The organism is Mediterraneibacter butyricigenes, from assembly GCF_003574295.1.
GTDB classification, from domain to species: Bacteria; Bacillota; Clostridia; order Lachnospirales; family Lachnospiraceae; genus Mediterraneibacter_A; species Mediterraneibacter_A butyricigenes.
The window spans coordinates 1,749,938-1,774,375 of the sequence record NZ_BHGK01000001.1 but is presented as its reverse complement, the minus strand read 5'-3'; the positions used below and the strand labels follow the sequence as shown (position 1 = coordinate 1,774,375).

General features: G+C 45.7%; 20 protein-coding genes and 1 tRNA gene. 8 read left to right on the top strand and 13 right to left on the bottom strand.

Annotated elements, in window-relative coordinates:
- Positions 1-217 precede the first annotated feature (217 nt).
- Together KGMB01110_RS08805 and KGMB01110_RS08800 are read left to right on the top strand one after the other, a co-directional pair.
- A complete protein-coding gene (locus KGMB01110_RS08805) occupies positions 218-1,549 on the top strand; it encodes an amidohydrolase (protein WP_119298043.1) in 1,332 nt (443 codons plus the stop codon).
- Positions 1,550-1,812: 263 nt separating this feature from the next.
- Positions 1,813-4,356 (top strand): cation-translocating P-type ATPase, encoded by a 2,544-nt coding sequence (locus KGMB01110_RS08800; protein WP_119298042.1) that lies wholly within the window; start codon positions 1,813-1,815, stop codon positions 4,354-4,356.
- Positions 4,357-4,423: 67 nt separating this feature from the next.
- Here KGMB01110_RS08800 and KGMB01110_RS08795 read toward each other — a convergent pair whose 3' ends face one another.
- From KGMB01110_RS08795 to KGMB01110_RS08755, 9 genes are all read right to left on the bottom strand, one after another.
- Positions 4,424-5,164 carry a DeoR/GlpR family DNA-binding transcription regulator gene (locus KGMB01110_RS08795; RefSeq protein ID WP_117889444.1) on the bottom strand — a complete coding sequence of 247 codons (741 nt, stop codon included), beginning with the start codon at positions 5,162-5,164 and terminating at the stop codon, positions 4,424-4,426.
- A gap of 116 nt (positions 5,165-5,280) precedes the next feature.
- Positions 5,281-6,186, bottom strand: a complete 906-nt coding sequence (locus tag KGMB01110_RS08790) for a ribokinase (RefSeq protein ID WP_119298041.1) — start codon at positions 6,184-6,186, stop codon at positions 5,281-5,283.
- A 98-nt stretch (positions 6,187-6,284) separates the two neighbouring features.
- Complete coding sequence (locus tag KGMB01110_RS08785; protein ID WP_117603021.1) at positions 6,285-7,253, bottom strand: ABC transporter permease; 969 nt, start codon at positions 7,251-7,253, stop codon at positions 6,285-6,287.
- A complete protein-coding gene (locus tag KGMB01110_RS08780) occupies positions 7,250-8,755 on the bottom strand; it encodes a sugar ABC transporter ATP-binding protein (RefSeq protein ID WP_119298040.1) in 1,506 nt (501 codons plus the stop codon). The genes KGMB01110_RS08785 and KGMB01110_RS08780 overlap by 4 nt, the downstream gene beginning before the upstream one ends.
- 119 nt (positions 8,756-8,874) lie before the next feature.
- On the bottom strand, positions 8,875-9,984 hold the full coding sequence (locus tag KGMB01110_RS08775) for a sugar ABC transporter substrate-binding protein (protein ID WP_117889440.1): 1,110 nt from the start codon (positions 9,982-9,984) through the stop codon (positions 8,875-8,877).
- Between the two features lie 49 nt (positions 9,985-10,033).
- Positions 10,034-10,957, bottom strand: a complete 924-nt coding sequence (locus KGMB01110_RS08770) for a sugar phosphate isomerase/epimerase family protein (protein ID WP_117603051.1) — start codon at positions 10,955-10,957, stop codon at positions 10,034-10,036.
- Positions 10,958-11,330: 373 nt separating this feature from the next.
- Entirely contained in the window at positions 11,331-12,593 is a 1,263-nt protein-coding gene (uraA, locus tag KGMB01110_RS08765) for a uracil permease (protein ID WP_117603018.1), read from the bottom strand.
- A gap of 79 nt (positions 12,594-12,672) precedes the next feature.
- Complete coding sequence (locus tag KGMB01110_RS08760) at positions 12,673-13,197, bottom strand: nitroreductase family protein (protein ID WP_119299135.1); 525 nt, start codon at positions 13,195-13,197, stop codon at positions 12,673-12,675.
- A 128-nt stretch (positions 13,198-13,325) separates the two neighbouring features.
- Complete coding sequence (locus KGMB01110_RS08755) at positions 13,326-14,564, bottom strand: MalY/PatB family protein (RefSeq protein WP_119298039.1); 1,239 nt, start codon at positions 14,562-14,564, stop codon at positions 13,326-13,328.
- A 303-nt stretch (positions 14,565-14,867) separates the two neighbouring features.
- Here KGMB01110_RS08755 and KGMB01110_RS08750 point away from each other — a divergent pair.
- Positions 14,868-14,940 (top strand) — tRNA-Lys (locus tag KGMB01110_RS08750).
- A gap of 264 nt (positions 14,941-15,204) precedes the next feature.
- Here the strand turns inward: KGMB01110_RS08750 and ade are convergent.
- The 4 genes from ade to trmB all read right to left on the bottom strand — a co-directional run bounded on the left by ade (position 15,205) and on the right by trmB (position 20,087).
- On the bottom strand, positions 15,205-16,953 hold the full coding sequence (gene ade, locus KGMB01110_RS08745) for an adenine deaminase (protein WP_119298038.1): 1,749 nt from the start codon (positions 16,951-16,953) through the stop codon (positions 15,205-15,207).
- A 33-nt stretch (positions 16,954-16,986) separates the two neighbouring features.
- Entirely contained in the window at positions 16,987-18,768 is a 1,782-nt protein-coding gene (locus KGMB01110_RS08740; protein WP_117603014.1) for an adenine deaminase, read from the bottom strand.
- A gap of 270 nt (positions 18,769-19,038) precedes the next feature.
- The gene (locus KGMB01110_RS14920; protein ID WP_156085439.1) at positions 19,039-19,176 is read right to left on the bottom strand and encodes a hypothetical protein; all 138 of its coding nucleotides are present in this window, start codon (positions 19,174-19,176) and stop codon (positions 19,039-19,041) included.
- A 257-nt stretch (positions 19,177-19,433) separates the two neighbouring features.
- A complete protein-coding gene (trmB, locus tag KGMB01110_RS08735) occupies positions 19,434-20,087 on the bottom strand; it encodes a tRNA (guanosine(46)-N7)-methyltransferase TrmB (protein WP_119298037.1) in 654 nt (217 codons plus the stop codon).
- 185 nt (positions 20,088-20,272) lie between these two features.
- Here trmB and KGMB01110_RS08730 point away from each other — a divergent pair, with 185 nt between their 5' ends.
- The 5 genes from KGMB01110_RS08730 (at position 20,273) to KGMB01110_RS08710 (ending at position 24,424) form a co-directional block, all read left to right on the top strand.
- Complete coding sequence (locus KGMB01110_RS08730) at positions 20,273-20,584, top strand: hypothetical protein (protein ID WP_117603012.1); 312 nt, start codon at positions 20,273-20,275, stop codon at positions 20,582-20,584.
- Positions 20,585-20,587: 3 nt separating this feature from the next.
- Positions 20,588-21,637 (top strand): V0D/AC39 family V-type ATPase subunit, encoded by a 1,050-nt coding sequence (locus tag KGMB01110_RS08725; RefSeq protein WP_117889433.1) that lies wholly within the window; start codon positions 20,588-20,590, stop codon positions 21,635-21,637.
- Entirely contained in the window at positions 21,634-23,550 is a 1,917-nt protein-coding gene (locus KGMB01110_RS08720) for a V-type ATP synthase subunit I (protein ID WP_119298036.1), read from the top strand. The genes KGMB01110_RS08725 and KGMB01110_RS08720 overlap by 4 nt, the downstream gene beginning before the upstream one ends.
- A 102-nt stretch (positions 23,551-23,652) precedes the next feature.
- On the top strand, positions 23,653-24,087 hold the full coding sequence (locus KGMB01110_RS08715; protein ID WP_117603009.1) for an ATP synthase subunit C: 435 nt from the start codon (positions 23,653-23,655) through the stop codon (positions 24,085-24,087).
- 28 nt (positions 24,088-24,115) lie between these two features.
- The gene (locus tag KGMB01110_RS08710) at positions 24,116-24,424 is read left to right on the top strand and encodes a V-type ATP synthase subunit F (RefSeq protein ID WP_117603008.1); all 309 of its coding nucleotides are present in this window, start codon (positions 24,116-24,118) and stop codon (positions 24,422-24,424) included.
- The last annotated feature ends 14 nt before the right edge of the window (positions 24,425-24,438 follow it).

The window sequence follows — 24,438 nt, the reverse complement described above, 5'->3', positions numbered from 1 at the left end:
AACTTGCACCCTGCTCACGGGTGTCCGCACCTTAGCTACCTGCTGTTCTTTGACAAAGCTACATGGATCCTTCTGATTGTTACCTTGCTTGCCATGCCTCCATTTGGTAAAATAAAAAGAACCAAAGAACCTTCCAATGTGATGCTCTGACAGACTATGAGCTTCTTCGGATAATTTCTTTATATTGGAATTTTAATTTGTTTAGGAGGAATTTTTCATGCAGACTCAGACACAAACGACTGCCTTCAAACAATGGTTTTCTGACCATGAGGACGCGCTGCTTGCAACCGCCCATGATATATTTGCTCACCCGGAGCTTTCCGGGGAAGAAACCTATTCTTCCCACCGGCTGGCACAGCTTCTGGAAGAGGCCGGATTCCGGATCACCTGGGGCATTGGCGGCTTTGACACTGCCTTTCTCGCCGAATGGGGACAGGGCAAACCGATTCTCGGATTTCTCGCCGAATATGACGCACTGCCCGGTCTGGGACAGGCTCCGGTATGCCACGTAGAACCGCTTAGCTCTCCGGGGCACGGCTGCGGACACAATCTGCTTGGTACAGCCTGCGCCGGAGCGGCTATGGCCTTAAAATCCTTCCTGGAGACTTCCGAAAACACCTCCGCCGAATCAGATTGCACCATCCGTGTGTACGGCTGCCCGGCGGAAGAGATCGTCATCGGAAAGATCCGTATGAATAAAGCCGGTGTCTTCGATGACCTGGACGTTGCGATCACCTGGCATCCTTTCGACCGCAACCGGGTCAGCTACGATATCTGGCAGGCACAGGATGTGAAAAATTACAAATTCTATGGAAAAGCCGCCCACGCTTCCAAATATCCGGAACTTGGACGGAGTGCTCTGGATGCTGCTGAACTGATGAATGTTGGTGTCAACTATCTTCGAGAGCATGTGGCTGATGATGTCCGAATGCACTATACCTACACCAACACCGACGGTCCCGCAAATATTGTCCCGCCTTACGCATCCACCAATTACTTTATCCGCTCCACCAAACGTTCTCGCACGGAGGATGCTTCTTCCCGCGTCGATGACTGTGCCCGCGGTGCGGCTCTGATGACCGGAACCAGAGTGGAAATCGAAGTGGTCACCAGTAACTGGGAAATGAAAACAAACCGTCCTCTAGCTCTCGCCTTCCATAAGGCTATGGAACGGGTTCCGCTTCCGGTTTATACACAAAAAGAACTGGATTTTGCCACTCAGATCACAAAAGAGGCCAATCTTCCAAATCCTACCGATACCTATTTCGGCGGACTGGAACCTCTGGAAGATGAGCCGGTTCCATTTTCCATCGGCACCGATGTTTCCGATGTGAGCCACACCATCCCGACCATTATGCTGAGCGCTGCCACCATGTGCAAAGGCACCGCCTTGCACCACTGGGCGACCACCGCTCAGTCTGGTATGAGCATCGGAGAAAAAGGGATGCTCTATGTAGCACAATGCATGGCGGAGGGCGCACTGGATCTTCTAAAGAATCCACAGATCTTAAAAGATGCCTGGGAGGTTTTTCACGCAATGGGTGAATAATATAGAACTATTAAAAATCCCCGTTGACAGATTCACAGAAATCTACTATATTAGCATTAATAAAAGGGAGTAACCGGCGCCTGTCAGACTAAGAAAATAGAGAATCAGGTGTTTACGATGTCGTCAGTACGATGAGTGATCATCCGTATCGTAAGGAAATGGTGAGACTTTTATTGCATATTTTGGTGTGCAATAAGGGTCTCTATTTTTTTACTTTTGTGCACCATCTGAGCGATAAATGGGCATAGGAGGAGGTAGAAATTATGTTGACAAAAGAACAGGCGCAGGAGAATCTGAAGAAATATGGGCCGAATGAGCTGGAAGAGAGAAAGAAGAGGAGTACTTTCCGGATATTTCTGGATCAGTTCAAGGATTTTCTTGTCATTATCCTGATTATCTCAGCGGTAGTTTCGGGATTTCTCGGAGACGTAGAGAGTGCAATTGTTATTTTTGTTGTGATTACAATGAATGCAATTCTTGGAACAGGACAGACGGTGAAGGCGGAACAGTCCTTGATTCGTCTGAAGCAGCTGTCGGCACCAGACGCAAAAGTCATGCGTGACGGACAACTCATGCAGATACCGGCAAGAGAAGTGACAGTCGGTGATGAGGTGATTGTAGAGGCTGGTGATCTGATCCCGGCAGATGGGAAATTGCTTACTGTTGCAAGTCTTAAGGTAGATGAAAGCGCACTGACCGGCGAGAGTCTCCCGGCGGAGAAATCTTTAGATGAAGTGCCGGAGGGTGCCGCACTTGGTGACCAGACGAACCGGGTATTTTCCGGGTGCTTTGTCACATACGGAAGAGCATCCTTTGAAGTGACGGAAATCGGAATGCGTACAGAGGTCGGTAAGATTGCCGGACTTCTGAAACAAGCATCCGCGAAGTTGACACCACTTCAGAAAAATCTGGACGATTTCGGAAAGAAGCTGTCCCTTATCATCCTTGTATTTTGTGGGATTTTATTTGCAATCAGCGTGATTCGCGGAGAATCCATTGTAAATGCATTTTTATTTGCGGTGGCACTTGCAGTGGCAGCCATCCCCGAGGCGCTTAGTTCCATTGTGACGATTGTACTTTCCTTTGGCACTCAGAAAATGGCAAAAGAGCATGCGATTATCCGTAAGCTGCAGGCAGTGGAAGGACTTGGCAGCGTGTCGGTCATTTGCTCTGATAAAACAGGAACTCTGACACAGAATAAAATGACCGTAGAAAATTATTATGTGAATGGTGCAAGTGTCTGTTCCAAAGAAATTGATCCAAAGGATCCGGCGCAGAGAGAATTATTGATGTTCAGCATACTCTGCAATGATTCCAGGAGCATCGATGGACAGGAGATTGGCGATCCGACGGAAACGGCGCTTATTCATCTTGGCAGTCTCCTGGGCGTAGATTATGCACAAATACGTGAAGAGTATCCGCGTCTGTCTGAGGTGCCATTTGACAGTGACAGAAAGCTCATGTCCACCGAACATTCTATAGACGGACATTACGTTATAGTTGTGAAAGGTGCTGTGGACGTACTGCTTGGGCGAATAAGTCATATTCAGGACAGGGATACTGTAAGAGAGATTACGGAAGAAGACCGTGTTAGAATTGACGTGCAGAACAGGCATTTTTCCGAAAATGGCCTACGGGTTCTTGCTTTTGCATTTAAGACGTTAGAACAAGAGCGGGGACTTACATTCCATGATGAAAACAACCTGACATTCTTAGGACTCATTTCTATGATGGATCCACCGAGAGTAGAGTCGAAGGAAGCGGTTGCAGAATGTATAAAAGCCGGGATTAAGCCAATCATGATCACAGGGGACCACAAAGTAACTGCAGCGGCTATTGCCAAGCGAATCGGAATTCTGAAAAATATGTCAGAGGCCTGTGAGGGTGCGGTCATCGAGAACATGACGGACGAAGAACTGCGAAAATTCGTACCAAACATTTCCGTATATGCAAGAGTGTCACCGGAACACAAAATCCGTATCGTGCGGGCATGGCAGGAGCGTGGAAATATTGTGGCAATGACCGGAGACGGTGTAAATGATGCCCCGGCGCTAAAGCAGGCAGACATCGGAGTTGCCATGGGGATCACAGGAAGTGAGGTCGCAAAAGATGCGGCGGCTATGGTACTGACGGACGACAATTTTGCAACCATCGTCAAAGCAGTGGAAAATGGCCGGAACATTTACCAGAATATTAAAAATGCAATCCAGTTCTTGCTTTCCGGAAATTTTGCAGCTATTCTTGCAGTTTTGTACGCATCACTGGTAAATCTTCCGGTTCCGTTTTCTCCGGTACATTTATTATTTATTAATCTTCTGACGGACAGTTTGCCAGCAATTGCACTCGGACTGGAGCCTCATAATCCAGAAGTCATGAAGGATAAACCGCGTACTGTGAATGAGTCCATTTTGACAAAACAATTTCTTACAAGCATCGGAGTGGAAGGTCTGTGCATTGGAATAATGACTATGACGGCCTTTTTGATCGGATACCGTAACGGAAATGCATTGCTGGCAAGCACCATGGCATTTGGAACACTTTGCAGCAGCCGTCTTGTACATGGGTTCAACTGCAAGGCAAATAAACCGGTAATCTTTACAAAAAGGTTCTGTAATAACAGATACCTGATCGGTGCATTTATCCTTGGCTGGCTGCTCATCACCAGTGTTCTGATGATTCCGCCACTTCATGGAATCTTCAAAGTACAGACACTGTCCATCGTACAGTTGATGATGGTGTACGGATTAGCACTTTTGAATCTGCCGATAATCCAGTTGCTGAAATATATTAGAAAGATAGGAAAGTAAAACCAGATGGCGTATGAGATCGTAAAAATCTCATACGCCATCTATAAACAATCTGTGCTTTTTCTTATTATCTCGCAATCAGATAGTTGCCACTCTGTACCAGAACCTCCACTTCTTTATCACAGATAATTGGGACTTCTCCCAATTCAAACACTTTGCAGAGAGTACTCTTTCCTGCCTTGCTGCTGTCCGCCAGAATATATGTTTCTGATGAATTTTCTTTTACGATCTTCTTCTTTTCTGCCTCTTTCGCATCCGGTGTATTAATTCCCGCTTTTTCTGAAAATCCGCTGATTCCAAGGAAAGCTTTGTCAAAATAGCGGTTCATTAATTCCCGATTGGTTGTCGTACCTGCTATCGATGCGGTTGGTACATTCAGTTCTCCGCCTACCACATAACATTTAATCTTGGTCCCCTGCAACTCTGATACGACCAGCGCATTAGTCGTTACGATTGTAATCTGGCGATCCCGCAAATGTCTCAGCATCCGAAGTGGTGTACTTCCCGCATCCAGATAAATGGATTCCCCATCTTTTACCAGACTTGCTGCATAACGTGCAATCGCTTCCTTTTCGTTTACATTTTTCAGGCTTTTGGAATTGACCGGAACATCATAAGATCCTTTCTTCAGGCTGGCCGCCCCTCCCCGATGCAAAATAATCTGTCCTTCCGCTTCCATGGTCTTTAGATCCCTTCGGATCGTAGATTCCGATACATTTTTTAAATTCTTTCCAAAGTCTTCCAGTGAAACAATCTCTTTTTGTTCCAACAACTGCAGCATCTGCAGTCTTCTTTGATATGGTATCATAGACTTCCTTCCCGTTGCCGCCCCTCTTACTTTCTACAGGCCATTTTCTTTATTGTATCTGCTTTTTTTCTGTCTGTCAAAGCACAAATGCCACAGGGATCTTCTCCACATGATGCTTATTGGTTCTGAACTTCCTGCAAAGTCGGCATGGAATCCTGCGCTCCCATTCTGCTGACCGTAATCGCACTGCAACCGGTCGCAAATTTACACGCTTCTGTCAAAGACTCTCCTTTTAAAAGCGCATAACCCATTCCTCCAATAAAAGAATCTCCCGCACCGGTTGTCTCAATGGCATGGACTTTCCTGGAAGGAATAAAGGTTACAACTCCATGATCTGATACCACAGATCCCTCTTTCCCAAGTGTGATCACAATATCGTTTCCATAAATATTTTGTAGTTTCTTAATTCCTTTGATTGCCTTCTCCACACTGTCTACATTTTCTCCCAGATAAAATCCGGCTTCCACCTCATTTGCCACAATAATCGCACATTTTTTCAGATATTCTTCTTCTATTGGTGCAGATGGCGCCGTATTTAATAGAACCCTGCATCCACATTCCTCTGCCTTTTCAATGGCATACGCATTAATTTCCTGTGGAATTTCCATCTGAAGGATCATCAGGTCTGCCTCCCGGATCACCGGTTCTGCTCGGTCAATATCTGCCTTTGCCACATCAAAATTTGCACCTCTTACAATACAGGAGAATACACTGCCATCCTCCAGAGCCTCCACTACTCCCATCCCGGTCACTTCCTCTGAGCGGGTGATATAATCGGTATTTACCTGATATTTCTGTGCCGATTCGATTAAGGCGTCTCCGTGTGCATCCTTCCCCACACGTCCTACCATATAGGTTTCCACTCCAAGCTTTGCAGCCTGTACCGCCTGATTTGCTCCTTTTCCACCTGCACTGAATCCGGCCTGATCTGCCGGAAGCGTCTCGCCACACTCCGGAAGTCTCGGAATTTTTAAGATGATATCATAATTCAGACTTCCTATTACCACGATCTTCTTTGCCATCTTGTTTTCCTCCGTTTAAAAAAGGCACAGGGAAGCGTTCCCCATGCCTTCCGCTTTTGCATATATACATTCACAATAGCCCTTTTTGTACCAATTTCTTATGCTTTTTTATGCCGTGCTAACATTGCTTCTACATCCTGCTTAATGAACTCAAAATAAGAAGCTACGATAATAATAATACCAGTCACCACATATTGCCAGAAGGAATCCACATTAATGACTACCATTCCGACTTTCAATACAGCCAACATCAATGCTCCGATAAATGTTCCCAGTGCGGTTCCTTTTCCGCCTGCCATACTGGTTCCTCCGATTGCTGCTGCTGCGATCGCATTTGTCTCATATCCGATACCGGCAGTCGCTTCTGCAGAACCAAGACTTGCCAGCATAATCAGCCCTGCCACTGCGGTACACACTCCACATGCGATATAAGCAATATACTTTGTCTTGATAACATTTACACCAGAAAGCTTTGCAGCTTCTTCATTTCCACCAACTGCATACAGATAGTCTCCTGTTCTCGTCTTTGACAAGATTACATGTGCCAGAATAAAGACAATAATCATAACCAGCACATAATAACGGATTCCTGCAAACATCTGTCCATTGAAAATGTTACGGAAGCTATCCGGCACATTTGTGACCGGTGTACCCCCGGTTACCACATAAGCAATACCTCGATATAGACTCATCGTACCCAGAGTTGCGATGAACGGCTGCAGTTTTAAGTTACAGACCAGGAAACCATTGAATGCTCCGAGTATGGCTCCAATCACGATTCCGATTACAATTGCCAGGATTGGATTCATGTCATTTACACATCCATAGGCAACCGCAATTCCTACGATTGCAAAGGTACAACCAATCGAAAGATCGATTCCTGCTGTAATGATCGTAAACATGATTCCCACTGCCAGAAGTCCGTTTAAGACCATCTGCTGAAATACTGTCAGTACATTCCGCCAGGTCAGAAAGTTCGGATTCATCACTGCAAAGATCACTCCCATCAAAATGGTGACAGCCAAAACAAGGATTTCCCGTTTATATTTATTAATCACACTGTTCATTCTTCATTTCCTCCAATTGCATAATCTAAAATGGTGTCTGAATTATATTCTTCCCGGACTGTAAGCTCTGCCGTGATCCTTCCTTCACTCATAACCAGAAGTCGGTCGCTTAATCCCATGGCTTCCGGAAGTTCTGAAGATACAACGATCAGACTCTTTCCTTCTTCCACCAGTTCTTCCATCAGACGATATATTTCTGCTTTCGCTGCCACATCGACACCCTTTGTCGGTTCATCAAAAATGATGACATCTACATCCGTAGACATCCACCTCGCCAGAATGACCTTCTGCTGATTTCCACCTGACATATTTACCGTCAGATAATCTGGTTTTCTCGGATGTACATCCAGCTCTTCAAAGAAATATTCCGCATTTTTCAGTTTTTTCCCCTGATCCAGAAAACCTGCGGTCAAGTTCTTTTCCAGACTGGAAATTGCAATGTTATCATAATTCGTGAACTGTTTCATAAAGCCTTGCGTCTTTCGGTCTTCCGGCAGAAGTCCAATTCCAGCCTTCAAGGCCTTTGTGGTGTTCCAGTTTCCCGTCACTTCTTTTCCCTTTAAGAAAATCTTGCCACCGATCTTTCGATCCGCTCCGATGATTGTCCGCATGATCTCGGTTCGTCCGGCACCAACCAGTCCAAAAAATCCAAGGATTTCTCCCTTATGCAATTCAAAATTTACATCCCGGAAATGATGTCCGTCCGTTAAATTTTCTACTTTTAAAACCACTTCATCCGTCTTTGGGCTTGGTTTCAATCTGGAAGCAACAGCTGATACGCTTCGTCCGACCATGGCATGAATCAATTCTTCTCTTGTAGTTTCTTTTACATTCAAGGTCTGAATGTATTCTCCATCTCTCATGATGGTCGCCCGGTCACAAATCTGGAATATTTCTTCCAAACGATGGCTGACATAAAGAATGGTCACTCCGTTTTTCTTTAACTTCTTTACCACTTCAAAAAGTGCCTCTGTCTCTTTTAAAGTCAGTGAAGCCGTCGGTTCATCCAACGAAATGATGGTGGAATGATGGTACAGTGCTTTGGCAATTGCAAGCATCTGTTTTCCTCCCGCTGTCAGCGTACTAACCAGATCAGAAGATTTGAAATTACAGTTCAGTTCCTGTAAAATTGCATCCACCTCTCGGTTCATCTTTCCAAAATCAACGAATACTCCCTTTTTCGGTTCATATCCAAGCGTTACATTCTGACCAACTGTAAGTTCTTCCACAACCATTGTTTCCTGGTGTACCTTGGAAATTTTTCCATTTAAGATTGCATCATTCGGATTCTTGAAGTTTACCTTCTGTCCATGAAGCTTCACTTCACCCTCATATTTCGTATAAACACCATGAAGTATATTTAATAATGTGGATTTACCTGCACCGTTCTCACCCAGAAGAGCATGTACCTCACCCTCTTCCACCGAAAAGGAAATGTCTTTCAGAACATGTACACCCGGAAAATATTTGTTAATCTTAACAAATTCTACTGCTTTTCCCATTTGATAAAATCCTCCTTGTAAAAGTGCGGACGAAAAGCACGTTTTTCGTCCACACTCATCCTTTAATTCCTATTTCGACCGAACGATACAGTTCAAACGGTCCGTCCTACTTTTGCAGATTATTTTGCAACATAAGAAGCATCTGTCCATCCAATGATGTCTGCTGCATCTTTATCTACATTTGTAGAATCAATCAGTGCCTGCGGAGTAGCTACTACGCTAGGAATCTTCTGCCCTGCCAGTGCACGCAGTGTAACTTCTGTTGCTACCTGAGCCATATAATACGGGAAGGAATCTACGGTTGCGTCCAGTCCACCATCACGGATAGAATCATACGCTTCTCCGATACCATCTACACCAACTACCAGGATATCTGCATTTTCAGCCTTTACAGCCTCTACTACACCAAGAGCCATATCATCGTTGTTACAGAAGATTGCTTTCAGATCCGGATGTTGCTGAATCCAGGTAGAAGCCAGTTCTTTTGCTTTCTGGCGATCCCAGTCTGCATTCTGCTCTGCTACGACTTCCAGTTTGGAGTTGTTATCTTCGATCCAGTCTTTAAAACCTGCAGTACGTTCACGGGCTGCAAATGCTTTTGCCATACCAATTACAATTGCAACTTCTCCTTCATCTCCCAGCTGATTGGAAATCCACTCAGCTGCAAGCTGTCCGTTCTGATATGCATTCGGTCCTACATAGTAGTCTGCGGAAGCGATCAGTCCGTCATTTACATTAACAACCGGAATTCCTGCATCCTGTGCATTTTCTACGGCAGCTGTCAGGTTAGAGTCAGAAATCGGGCTTAACATCAAAGCATTAACGCCCTGACTTGTCAGTGTCTCTGCCATTGTCTGCTGTCCTGTCTCATCACTTTCGTCTGTGGTTGCTTCCACATCGATATCAAAATCGCTTCCTGTTGCAGATGCTACGTTGTCTGCTGCCTTCTCGTATCCTTCCTGAAGGGTTCTCCAGAATTCATTGGAAAGAGATTTTTCTACTACACCAAGCTTCAGACCAGCTTCCACCTCAACGTCTGCACCATTTGCATCTCTCAGCTCTTCAATGGTCATTGCATCTTCCGCACTGTCCGGGTTGAACTCCTCTGCGGATGCCTCTGTCTTGGAATCAGAACCAGAAGCACTTCCGTCTGTCTTTCCGCCACCGCAGGCTGCAAGACTAAATACCATGGCTGTTGCTAACATTACTGCTACAATTTTCTTCTTCATCTTTTCTCTCCTTTTCCTAATACATTTTTCCTCTCTTTTTGAGGTCGTTCTATCTCAACATTTCCAAAATCAGGTTCTGTGCACTGATTCCGTCATGTTTTGATACTACTTCTGTAATTTTCTCTACTCCGATACGCTCTACCTTTTCCCTGATTGCTTCAAAAGCATCGATATTCGCCTGTGTTTCCGGTGCTGCTGCCTCACGGATTGGGAAGGTATCAAAAAATACTACTCCGTCATAGTTGTAACGCTTCAGATAGTAAATAAATTCTGCTGCCAGTGCAAAATTTACGGATCCGAAAATCAATCCATCATCCTTGCAGCCGTATCCGTCATTCATATGTAACCCAAAAAGTTTTCCCTTACTTGCCGCCAGTGCCAATCCGTAAGACGGGCTGTCATGTTTCATCAGCATATGGCAGAAATCCAAGGTACATCCCACATTCGGTCGATCCACTTCATTGATCAGGTACATGGTCATTCCCGTACTGTCCACCATGGCGAAGCTTCGCTCTTCATACGGTTTGTACTCGATGCTGTATTTCATATCCGGTGCATAATCCGCCACCTCACGGATTGCTTCCACGATCTGTTTCCATCCCTTCTCATAATCCATCTGGAACGGATATTCGAACCCGTCATTTTCCAGCCAGAGCGTGATGACTGAACCGCCCAGTTCTTTGCATTTATCTGTTGCTTTCTTACACATGTCAATGACACGTCTTCTTGTCTCTTCACAAGGATGCGTAAAGTCTCCATCCAGGAAATCACTGCCTCTCCAGCGGAGCGCCAGTCCGTTGACCTTCAAATCTCCCATTGCTTTTTTCAGTTCCTGAATATCATAACCTTCAACATGTTCCGGGTAATTGAATTCCAGGTGCGTTAATCCATGCATCTTCTTATATTCTGCAATGGCATCTAATACGTTCCCTCCTTTAAAAATGAAGGAATTCATTCTCCCTGCATAATTCATATTTTCCACCTCTTCTGCTCTCGTTTCTTTCAACTTGTTTCATCTTTTTTCAATTTATGTCATTATAATATTATCTCTTTCAGATATTGTCAACAAATTTATCATTTTTCTGCATTTTGCATCAAATATGCCCTCTGTTTTTGTATGAAATTACCATTATTTTTCATTTTATTTCATTTTCTGACATATTTCTCATTAAACATCTTTTGGCAGTTAGCTCCTACTAACCATTCTGGTTGTTGCTATTCCTAAGTAACGATACTTCTGAAATAAGTAAATCCGATAAAAGAAAAACGCCGGTGACAGGATTTTATTTCCCGTCATCGACGCTTTTTTCTTCTATTATTTTATTGTTTTCCCGGCTTTCCGCCTCTTATTCCTCTTCTCTGTCATTGGTCAGTTTCAGCTTATCCAGCACATAGAAGATCAGGCTTAAGATCATCGCAACTACACACGCCAGTACCATACCGGTCAGCTGAACATCTCCAAAGTTTACTGCAATTCCGGAAAGTCCGGTGACAAAAACGACCGAAGTCAGTGTCAGATTTCTGGAACGGCTGTAATCCACTTTAGAATCCACCAGGATCCGAATACCGGATGTTCCGATCATACCGTACAGCAGGAAGGAAATTCCGCCGATGACAGGTCCCGGAATGGTCTGAATCAGCATAGACAGTTTGCCGATAAAGGAGCAGACGATCGACAGAACTGCTGCCCCTGCGATCACGCGCACACTGTACACCTTTGTTACCGCCATGACACCAATATTCTCTCCGTATGTGGTGGTCGGCACGGATCCGATCAAGCCGGAGATCATAGTCGAGAAGTTGTCTCCAAACAGAGATCTGTGAAGTCCCGGATCTTTTAATAGATCCCGTCCGATGATCTTTCCTGTCACCACCTGATGCCCGATATGCTCTGATGTAATTACCAGCAGCACCGGAAGAATCATCAGAATTGCACCCAGATTAAATTTTGCCATTTGGAAATTCGGGATTGCAAACCAGGGTGCAGAAATCACCTGGGAGAAATCCAGGATTCCACAACAAAGCGCCGTAATATATCCTGCAATGACCGCGATCAGAATCGGGATAACAGACAGGAATCCGCGGAATAAAATATTTCCAAAAACGGTCACTCCCAACGTCACCAGAAAGACGATCACATTTTTCATATCCGGAGACGCATCCAGAAGTCCTGCGTTGCTTGCCGCTGAACCGGAAAGTTCCAGTCCGATCAACGCTACTACCGGGCCCATTGCTGCCGGTGGAAGTACAACATCTACCCATTTCGTTCCGCATTTGTAAATAATGAAGGATAAAATACATCCGCAAAATCCGACAACCACGAAACCGCCCAAAGCATACTCATATCCCATCTTACTGATGACGATTCCAGCCGGTGCCAGAAAGGCAAAGCTAGAGCCCAGATACGCCGGGGCTTTTCCTTTTGTCACTGCCATAAAAATCAGCGTTCCTACTCCATTCATAAACAGCACAATTGCCGGATTGATTCCGAAAATAAACGGTACCAGCACGGACGCTCCAAACATGGCAAACATATGCTGAATACTGAGCGGTACCAGCAACTTAAACGGCACCTTGTCTTCTACCTGAATAATCTTTCGTTCTCCCATCTCACATTCCTTTCCTGATTCTGTTTCTGTGTTTTGCAGAATTTTTGTTCCATCCCCAATTCCGCATCTGCTTTCACTTTTATTTTACGTAATATACAAAATTTTCTTTTCTCGGTTTTGCCTGTGGCAGAGGATTCTTCGGATATCCAAGGACGCAATGTCCGATGCCTTCATAATCCCCTTCGATCCCCCATTTTTTCAAAAGGGCCTGTCCCTCTTCACTTTCAAACTCCTCTTTTGCACGGTGGATCCAGCAGCTTCCAACACCGAGTGCATGCGCCGCATTCATCAGATTGCCCATCACCAGACTTCCGTCATACACATGAGTCGGACGGCTCTTGTCCGCCAGTACCACCAGGACAACCGGTGCTCCGTAAAATGGATCCATTCCTTCATGTCCCATGATCTTTGCATTCATTTCTGACAGTTGATCTCTTGTCGCTTTGTCGGTCACTTCCACAATGATCGCCGACTGCATGCCCATTCCGTTTGCCGCATAGGTTCCTGCCTCAATGATCTGGTCGATCAGTTCCTGAGACGGCATTTCGTCTGTATATGCTTTCACACTTCTTCGCTCAATCATACTTTTTACTATTTCATTCATGTCTGATATGCTCCTTTCCTGATTTCTTTCCATTTGCTTCTTGTCACCTTGTATCTTCCAGTTTTTCTCCTGCAAATCCGGCGTCTTCATTTCCATTGTGGTTTCCTGCTGACTCCAGATTCCGGACTTTATTTCGCACGCTCGACTCTCGTCTCCCGGATCAGATTGTCCACGGCCTGTTTTACATTTTCAGGTGTAGTCGCCAGATTCAGACGAATAAATCCATCAAAATTCTTTCCAAACCATGCACCGTAATCCACCGCCAGACGGCAGCGATCCTGTACAAACTCGCAGAGACGTTCGGAAACCGGTCGGAAATTCACCTTCCGCGTCTTCGTGTCTGTCGCCACATCCACAACCTTTCTCAGATCCAGCATCGGAAGATAGGTCCCTTCCATGTCACACACCGTAATTTCCGGTGCATGTTGTGCCAGTTCTTCTTTTACATAGGTATAGTTTGCAGCAATCACAGATTTCAGGCTCTCCAGCCACTCTTCGCCTTTGGTATACGCCGCCTCGGTCGCAATCAGCCCCAACAGATTGATATCCGTCTGGTTATGCTGTGTACGGTATGCATCATAGCGTTTCCGAAGTTCCGGACTCGGAATCAGAATATTGGAATGGATCAGTGCCGCCAGATTAAAACTTTTGGACGCTGCATTGACCAGTACGATCCGGTCTTTGTACTTTCCGCCTGCCACAGCCGGTGCTGCGATATGCTTCTGATTGCCAAAGGTAAAATCCTGATGGATCTCATCCGATACGACCAGAATATCATATTTTTCACAGATTGAAAACATTCGTTCCAGTTCTTCTTCCTTCCAGACACGCCCCGCCGGATTATGCGGAGAGCAGAGCAGGAACAGTTTCACCTGCTGTTCCTTTGCCAGTTTCTCAAATTTCTCGAAATCCACCGTAAAATGTCCCGCTTCATAATTCATGTCACAGGTCACAAGCCTCCGTTTGCAGTCTGTCACCGCACTGTGGAACGGATAATATACCGGTGTCAGCATCATCACTGCGTCTCCCGGCTCGGTATAACAGTTCACGAACCAGTATAATGCCGGAACTACTCCCGTTGCCAGACGCAGTTCTTCTTTTTTCGGACGATATCCGAAATGGCGTTCTTCCCAGTCAAACAATACCTGATAATAGGAATCCGGAATGTAAGAATATCCGAACACTCCCTGATCCAGACGTTCCTTCAAGGCATCCGTGATTGCCTCGCAGGTATGGAATTCCATATCTGCCACCCACATCGGAAGCAGATCCGGATCCCCGAATCTCTCCTTTAACAGATCCCATTTCAGACAATTGGTTTCTTTTCGTTCTACCGCATATTTACGGACAAATTCTTCTCTGATCATATACGTTTCTCCTTTCTTTTTCTGAACTTTTTATTCGTTTCCCTTTTATTCCCCGTTTCTTCCCTCTTTCGTTTCAGGAAGCCCAAACGGCTTTAAAATAACAGGATTTTTTCCATTAGAAATAGGATAACCCATCAGACCATTTTCTGTCAATTTATTTCCTACTAATTCAGTATGAAAAGTTGTTATAAATTTCCATAATTTTTTTCTAAAAAACTCTTGCTTTTTTCTAAACCCTGAGATATAATATTTTTTGCGTTACGAAATAAATATTGTTTCAATCGCATGTACAAAAGAGAAAATGCGCGATTAGCTCAGCTGGCAGAGCACCTGACTCTTAATCAGGGTGTCCAGGGTTCGAACCCCTGATCGCGCAGTCTAAGATCACTGTTTTTGCAGACATTGGAGCTGCGGGGGCGGTGATTTTTTTGTGCAAAAATACTGCAACCTTTCCGAATTCTTTTACTCGATCAACTGCCTGCGCTACCCGAAACTCATGCGTTACCAAATTTCTCATTTTCGTGAAAAACTTTCCCAAAAGCATAAAAACACCGACTGGCGTTTGAATCCAGTCGGTGTTTCTATTCTCTTATATCTAACGAATCTCTTTCCAACTTCTCTTTGGAAAAGAAGCCATGATTTATTCTGCTTCTACCGGAATAAAGGAGAAGGTTGTCACATCAAACAATCCCATATCCGTCAGCTTCACTTCCGGAATCACCGCCAGTGACATAAAGCACAGGGTCATGACCGGCTCCACATCTCCACAAATTCCCAGTTCTTCATAGGCTTTTGCATGAATATCTGTCAGTTTCTGATCTACCCATTCTCCGCTTTGATCGCTCATCAGTCCGGCGATCGGCATCGGCATGCTCTCGATCACTTTTCCTTCCTTCACCAGGACAATTCCGCCTTCCTGTTTGATCAGGCTGTTCACTGCAAATTCCATCTCTTCGTCACTGACACCAACCACGATAATGTTGTGGGAGTCATGGGCTACGGAAAGGGCAACGGCACCTTCTTTGATTCCGTATCCTTCCAGGAATCCGCAAGCTACGTTTCCGGTTCCCTGATGCCGCTCTACAACGGCTACTTTTACCAGATCTTTTTCCGGATCTCTGACAAATTCACCCTGATCATCCAGCTTGATCTCTGCCGTTGTCTTCTGTGTTACCACGCCACCCGGCAGAATCTTAATCACGTTGACTTTGTTGGATTTCAGATGCATTTTGAATTTCTCCTTGGAGAAATCTTTCACGATAACGCTTCCTTTTACGGAAGAAATATCATAACGTTTGATCTCCGGCAGATAGTTTCCTTCTTCTGCAACCAATGTGCCTTCGATGAATACACGGTTGACATGGAAGTCTTTCAGATCATCCAACAGAACCACATCGGCACGGTATCCCGGCGCAATGGCTCCACGATCTTTCAGTCCGAAACATTCTGCGGCATTTAAGGTTGCCATACGGATGGCGGTTACCGGATCCACGCCTTCTTCTACGCAAATTTTCAGATGGTTGTCCAGATGTCCTTCATGGAGCATGGTCTTCGGCTGACGGTCATCGGAACAGAGCAGACATCTACGGCTATTCATCGGTGTAAGGCCTTTCAGAAGAGGACGCAGGTTGTGGCAGGCTGAGCCCTGACGAAGCAGGATATACATGCCGCGTTCCAGACGATCTTTCATCTCTTCTACGGTCGAACATTCGTGATCTCCCACGATGCCGGCTGCAGAATAAGCATTCAGCTCCTTGTCGCTGATTCCGGGACCATGTCCGTCGATAAACTTATTTGCTTCTTTTGCAACCATGATCTTATCCAAATCACTCTCTGCCGCATTGATCACACCCGGGAAGTTCATGAATTCTCCCAAGCCTGCAATGCCCTCTCTTGTAATTGGTTCTTTCATGGCTTCTGCATCGATCACTGCTCCGGAGTGTTCCCATGGCGTTGCCGGCACACAGGACGGCAGTTCATATTTCACATCCAGCACCGTGTTTTCTGCAGCCTTCATCATATAATCCAATCCCGGAATTCCACATACATTTACGATCTCGTGCGGGTCAGCCATGATGGTGGTTCCACCATGAGGAACCAGAAGACGTCCCAGTTCTTCTGGGCATACATAGGAAGACTCGATATGGATGTGGCTGTCGATAAATCCCGGTGCTGCATATCTGCCTTCTGCATCAATCACAGTCTTTCCTTCATAATCTCCCATTCCTGCGATCTGTCCGCCGGAAAATGCCAGATTTCCCTCTGTGATCTCTCCGGAAAATACATTGACAACCTTACAGTTCTTGATCACCAGGTCTGCCGGAATTCTTCCGGCAGCGGTATCGATCAGTTTTTTCAGTTCTTCTTTTCTTGTTGCTGCATCTTTCATGCTCAAAGCCTCCTTGATGAATCCTGATCTGTTTTATTTTTCTCTTACATTTAATACCGGCTCAAAGGTTCTTAAGTTCACATAATCCACCGGTCCCACATCGGTGATGGCGTAATCCGGAATGGCTGTGATCGGAAGGAAGAACATGTACATCATCGGATTCGGCAGATCGGATCCCAGATCTCTTGCTGCCTCATCGATCTTCTTCTCCATAGCTGCGATCTCTTCCGGTTCTGCATCACTTACAATTCCTCCAACCGGAAGCGGAAGGAATTCTATGATCTCACCATCTGCTACGACAACCTGTCCGCCTCCCTGCTCGATCACATAGTTGGCTGCGATAGACATATCTTCTGCGCTGACGCCCATTACAACCAGGTTGTTATCATCCGGTGCTGCGGAAGATGCCATAGCACCCTTTTTTAATTTCCATCCGGAGCAGAATGCCAAAGATTTATTTCCGTTTCTTCCGAAACGTTCCAAAACAGATACTATTGCCACATCCTGTTCCGGATCCGGCTGAACGATACCGTCTTTTACCTGAAGCACAACGTCTCTTCTCTTACGGACAAACGGTCCTTTTACATCCAGTGCCAGGACATCTGCCTCACCATTCCGGATGGAAGCCTTGTATTCAAAATCTTCTTTTGTTGTCAATTTGCATTTCAGAGCACCTTTCAGTACGCTGCTTCTCTCCGGTGCCTGCAGATCATAAGTCAATTTGTGGTTCTCTGCTACCATCTTACCGTTGGTCATAACCTTTGACACTTCAAACTCTTCCAGATTCTTCACGAACAGGATATCTGCGATACGTCCCGGACAAATGGACCCGATCTGATCATCGATCCGATATGCCTCGGCGCTGTTGATCGTTGCCATCTGAATGGCTGTCATCGGCTCTACTCCGGCTTTGATCGCCAGACGAACCACGTTGTCCAGATGTCCCTTTTCCAGAATATCTGACGGAACCACATCATCGGTACAGAAGCTGACTCTTCTTGCAAATGCAGGATTCACTTCTGTTACTGCCTTAATATTTTCTTCCAGGAAATGTGTCACACAGGATTCACGGATCAGCATGTGCATTCCCTTTCTCATCTTCTCGACAACTTCTTCATGGTCATAGCTTTCATGATCCAGACGAACGCCGCCACAGAGATAACCGTTCAGATCATTGCCTCTTGCCATCGGAGCGCATCCGAATACCGGAAGGTGATTCTTCCATGCCTCTGCGATTGCTCCCAGAGTATCTTCATCCTCTTCCTGAAGGAATTCTCTTACGGTCTCCCATACGCCGTAGCATTCCGGCCATTTCTGCACTTCTTTATGTACGTCCTCTGTAAAATTAAATGCAATGGTAGACTTCGGAATGGTATACGGAGTCTTGTACGGAGCACCCCAGAATACTTTCAGCGGGCTCTGCTTCATCTCTGCCAGTACTTCCTGCAATCCTTCCAGTCCGGAAACGGAAATGTACTCGTCCAGTCCGGAGATCATGCTGGTGGTTCCTCTCGGAACAACAGCCTTTGCATAACTGGTAATACTCATCTTACTGCACTCACTGTGGATATGTCCGTCGATCATACCCGGTGTCAGATAATATCCGGTTGCGTCAATAATCTCGGTATCCGGTCCGATGTAGTCTTCCACATCACCTACTGCTGCAATCATATCCTTGTACACTGCGATGTCTGCCGGATAGATCTCACTGGACATAACGTTGACCAGCTGTCCGCCTTTGATCACCTTTTCTGCTGCAATTTTGCCTCTTCCGGCACGGATTCTTTCCTTGAGTCCTTCTTTTGTTCTTTCCATGGAACAATAACCTCCTTCATCTCTAATCTTTTTCGTTGATTAAAAAAAGATACATCGACCCAGTGGGCTGAACAGGTTTCCCGTCCTGCAATGTACCTTTGAAGAATTTTCTTTATTATAATGTCAGCTTTTCAGCCACCTCATAATCATATCATACTTTTTCTCAGAAGAGACAGCCTGAATTAATTATTTTTTTGAAATTTATTTATAACCATACCTTATAATTCTTTCCACCTCTTCTTCTGGCTTGTTCCTTCTCATCGGATTTCATTACAGACACTCCAGCACATCCCGGACTTCCTCCAGCGAATGATGAATCCTGACGCAAAGTTTCCGCATGCATTGATTGATCCGCATCCTTCTCCACATTCCGCAGCAACTACCGCAACAACGACCTCGTTTCTTCACAAAGCTCTCCTCCCGGACACATTTGATCGAAGCTTTTCCAGACAAAAACGCGATCCCGGCTACTTTCCGAAACCATCGTTCCATCCTCTGACGCTTCACCACTTCTTTCTTATATAATATGTATTTTCTACCATAATGTGCCGTTCTTCCTTTTCGTTCGTACCGTTGTACTCGCCTGTTTTACTCCGTCGATCTCCTCATCTTCGCCACACCTACTACAACAACCTTTCCCAGACAACCATCTTGCCGTCTGCCCTTTACAATCTCGTCGCGATCAGTTTGTTGATGGGATTGCCCAATGAAGAAAATTTTTCCTCATATTCCGTCATGATATTTCCCTGATTCATCTCGTCGTTGCGATGCAGGTCATAGGTATATTTATCCAGACGCCATCCTTCTTTCTCCCGAATCTCTTCCAGAGAGAAGCGAAACAGCTCCGTATTGTCCGTCTTAAATTCCAGATTTCCTCCCGGAGGCAGGATCTTCGCATACCGATCCAGAAATGTCCCGGAAGTCAGCCGTCTTCTGGCATGTCTTGCTTTCGGCCATGGATCGGAGAAATTCAGGTAAATCTTCCGGATTTCCCCCTGATTGAAAACATTTTCGATCTCCGTCGCGTCCATGCAAAGGAAACGGATATTCTGAAGGTCTTTATATTCTTCGGTGTCGTATTTTTCCAGCGCCCGCAAAAGTACACTGGAATAGCGTTCGATTCCAACAAAATTTACCAGCGGATGCTCCTTTGCCATATTCATCAGGAAACGACCTTTTCCCATACCGATCTCCAGATAAACCGGACGGTCATTTCCAAAAATATTTTTCCAGTTTCCACGGCTTTTCTGCGTATCCTGCACCACCATCGGGTGGCTTTTGATCACGCCGTCAGCTCTTGGTATATTTCTTAATCTCATGATTCATATCTCCCCATTTTTGCTTTTGTCCCAGTATAACACGACTCATCTTTTTCTTCTATAATATTGAACAAAAATTCAAGATTGATTTTTCAGAAAAAAGGAGTAAGATAAAAGCATATTTCACAAAATTATAGACAGGAATGCCAAAGACATTCTTGAATATCAAAGACAGGAGGTTCTTTATGGATTCCATTGTTTTAAGGCTCTCTGAGATCGAAGATGCCGCACAGGCAATCTTAAAAGATACAGAGACAAAAAAGGAGCGTTTGAACCAGGAATTTGAAGAACGCAAAGACCGTTATGATCAGGAACAGGAGGCTTTGGTCAATCAGAGGCTTTCTTCCATCCGCTCTTCTCTGGAAGATAAAACGAAGCAGATCCTGACCATCCAGGATCAGGCCCGGTGCCAGGAGATTGAAGCCCTGCAAAAAGAGTACGATACCAATCATACCCTTTATGCAACACAGATTCTGAAAAAAATCACCGAGGTATAATCTATGGGAAATCTACTTGCATACAGCGGGATTGTCACAAAGGTACGTGCCATGCAGGCCCAGCTTCTGACTCCCGCTCAATATGAAGAGTTGTCGGCTCTTTCTTCGGTTTCCGAGATCGTAGAGTATCTCTCAAGACTTCCCTCGTACCGGGACTGTTTCAGGGAGATCGACGAAAGACTTCTGCACCGCGGAGATATTGAAAAAGTCCTGACCCAGTCTTTGTACCATGACTATGCCAGACTTTACCGCTTCGCAGGCCCAACTGTCCGCAGTTTCATTTCGCTGCACATGAAACATCTGGAAATTGATCTGATCAATTATTGTTTTCGGATCGTAAGCAATCATACGGCGCCATCCTTTGATCTGGATTATAAAAAGGAATTTTTCGACCACTATTCCAAACTTTCCGTCGAAAAACTTTTTTCATCCGCTTCGATCCCCGAGCTCATTGAAAACCTGCGGGGAACCGAATATTATGCACCGCTCCACCTGATTGCAAATCAGCCGGATTCTACCTTGTTTGACTATGATCTGGCTTTGGAGTTATATCATTTTTCCACCGTCTGGAAAGCCCGGAAAAAGGTATTGAAGAAAAAAGAACTGGAACTCTTCACCCGGGATTACGGTGCCCAGATCGATCTGCTCAATATGCAGTGGATCTATCGCAGCAAAAAGTATTATCACCTGACCGATGTGGAAACCTACGCGCTGTTGCTGCCCATTCATTATAAGGTAAGTTCTGATTCCATCAAAGAAATGGTGGAAGCCGAAACCCTGGAGGACTTCCTGGCACTGATCCAGCGCACCCCTTACGGCCGCCAATATGATTTCACCCAGAATCTTTCCATCGAGCAAATGTATTCGGAATGTCTGTATCGGCTTTACACCATAGACCGACGGCGAAATCCATATTCCATCGCGACCATCAATACCTATCTCTTTCTGAAGGAAGAAGAGCTGAAACGCCTGACCACTGTCATGGAATGTGTCCGTTATCAGATCAGTCCTGCAGAGACTATGCGTTATGTAGGAGGGAAAAAGAAACTATGATCGTTAAAATGCAATTCGTCAACATCACCGGGCCGCAGGAAGATATCGACCGTGTTATGGAACAATATCTTTCCCGCTACGAGATCCAGTTGGAACCGGCTTTAAGTGAGTTGAAAACTACTGAAAATTTACGTCCCTTTGTGGAAAAGAATCCCTACAAAGATGCGCTGTTAAAAACCCAGGAGTTCATCAGTTATTTAGAACATCCGGATCAGATCACTCCGGATCCTGCACTGAATAAGAAGGCCATCTTTTCCAGAGTCCATGAAATCGATCTGGCATACCGGGAACTGGAAGAAAAGAAGAAATCGCTGTTGTCCAGACGGGAAGATCTGACCAAACGTCTGAAACTTTTAGATCCCTTCCGGCCTCTGGACTGTGATCTGAGCCAGGCCTTACATTTCCGGTACATCAAGCACCGGTTCGGGCGGATTCCCATCGAATATTACCACAAGATTGAAGATTATCTGATGGATGATATTTCCGCCATTTTCCTGGAAGGGAAACAAGATGATAACTACGTCTATGGCGTTTATTTTGCCGCGGCCACCGATACCCGCAAGATTGACACCGTCTTCCGCACCCTACACTTTGAGCGGATCGCATTTCCGGAAGATGTCACCGGCAGCCCGGAATATAACTGCCGGGATCTGGAATATCATATCCGCAAACTCAACAAGCAACTGGAGGCTCTGGAGCAGCGGACCATAGAAATGCTGACGAAGCGCGGACCGGAACTGCTCTCCATTTTAAACCAGCTTCAGACCCTTTCCCACAACTTCGACGTCCGCAAACTTGCCGCCTGTGTGGAAGACAAACGGGGCAATTCCTATCTGCTCTGCGGATGGATGTCCGAGGAAAATGTTCAGAGGTTTTTAAAGGACAGCGCCAACGACGAAAAGGTCTTCGTCGTAGTAGAAGACGATGTGGACAAATATTTTGGAGAGCCGCCTACACAGTTAAAAAATCCAAAGCTGTTCAAACCCTTTGAGATGTTCATCCGAATGTACGGAATGCCGGCACACAACGAACTTGATCCCACCATCTTTGTGGGAATCACCTATGCCTTTATCTTCGGTGTCATGTTTGGAGATGCCGGGCAGGGACTCTGCCTCCTGATCGGCGGCGGTCTCTTATACCATTTTAAGAAGATCCCGCTTGCCGGAATCATTTCCATTGCAGGAATCTTCTCCACGATCTTCGGCTTCCTCTTCGGAAGCGTATTTGGATTCGAAGATATCCTGCCGGCTCTGTGGCTTCGACCGATCAACCATATGACCACTTTGCCGTTTATCGGAAAACTGAATACGATTTTTATTGTGGCAGTTGCCTTCGGAATGTTCATCATTCTGCTGGCCATGATCCTGCACATCATCAACGCTTTGAAATCCAAAGATCCCGGAAATACCTGGTTTGATCCCAACGGCGTTGCAGGCCTGATCTTTTACGGAGCCGCAGTTCTGGTCATCTTCTTATTTATGACCGGACACAAACTCCCGGCAGCCATTCTTCTGACGGTCTTATTCGTCGTTCCGCTTCTGCTGATTCTGTTCAAAGAACCGCTGACCCGGAAGCTGATCCATCAGAAAGCCACAGAAAAAGAAGGCATTGGCATGTTCCTGGTACAGGGATTCTTCGAATTGTTTGAAACCCTGTTAAGTTACTTTTCCAACACCCTGTCCTTTGTCCGAATCGGAGCATTCGCCGTCAGCCATGCAGCCATGATGGAAGTAGTTCTGATGCTTTCCGGCGCGGAAGCCGGATCCCCGAACTGGGCCATCGTCGTACTGGGAAACCTGTTCGTCTGTGGTATGGAAGGACTGGTCGTCGGAATCCAGGTACTCCGTCTGGAATATTATGAAATGTTCAGCCGCTTCTACAAGGGAACCGGACGGGAATTTAAACCGTACTAGGTGCTGAATGATTTATCGACATAACCATTTATAAAAATTAACGCAAACAAAAACGCAACACTTCTATTACAAAATTTCAATACAGTTACAGGAGGTATTCTCATGACTCTTACCGTTAAACTTTTACTCGTTGCAACTTTAATCTTAAGCATCATCCTTCCGTTCGGATATTATCTGATCGGTGAAAAAAATAAAGGCCGCTACAAAACCGCGCTCGGCGTCAATGCATTTTTCTTCTTCGGAGCATTTGCCGTTGCCATGATCATGTTATTTACCGGCTCTCCGGTGCAGGCTGCCGATGCTGCATCCACTGCTGCATCTTCCGCAACCGGACTTGGTTACATCGCAGCCGCTCTGGTTACCGGACTTTCCTGTATCGGTGGTGGTATCGCCGTTGCAAGTGCTGCCAGTGCCGCATTGGGTGCCATCAGTGAAGACGCCAGTGTCCTCGGTAAATCCCTGATCTTCGTAGGTCTGGCCGAAGGTGTGTGCCTCTATGGTCTGATCATTTCCTTCATGATCCTTGGTCAGTTGTAAGTTTTAAAATGCAGGAGGAATCTTTCCTATGAAAATGTTTCTAATCAGTGACAATGTGGATACCTTTACCGGAATGCGGCTGGCAGGTGTCGATGGCATCGTGGTTCACGAACGGAACGAACTTCACGATGCCTTGCTGAACGTCATGTCAGATCCCACCATCGGGATTGTTCTGCTCACCGAAAAACTGGGGCAGGAATTCCCCGATCTGGTGGACGAAATGAAGCTGCAGCGCAAACTGCCTCTTCTGATCGAGATCCCGGACCGTCACGGAACCGGACGAAAAGCCGACTTCATTACTTCCTATGTCAATGAAGCCATCGGACTGAAACTGTGAAGTCCACTTTGCCC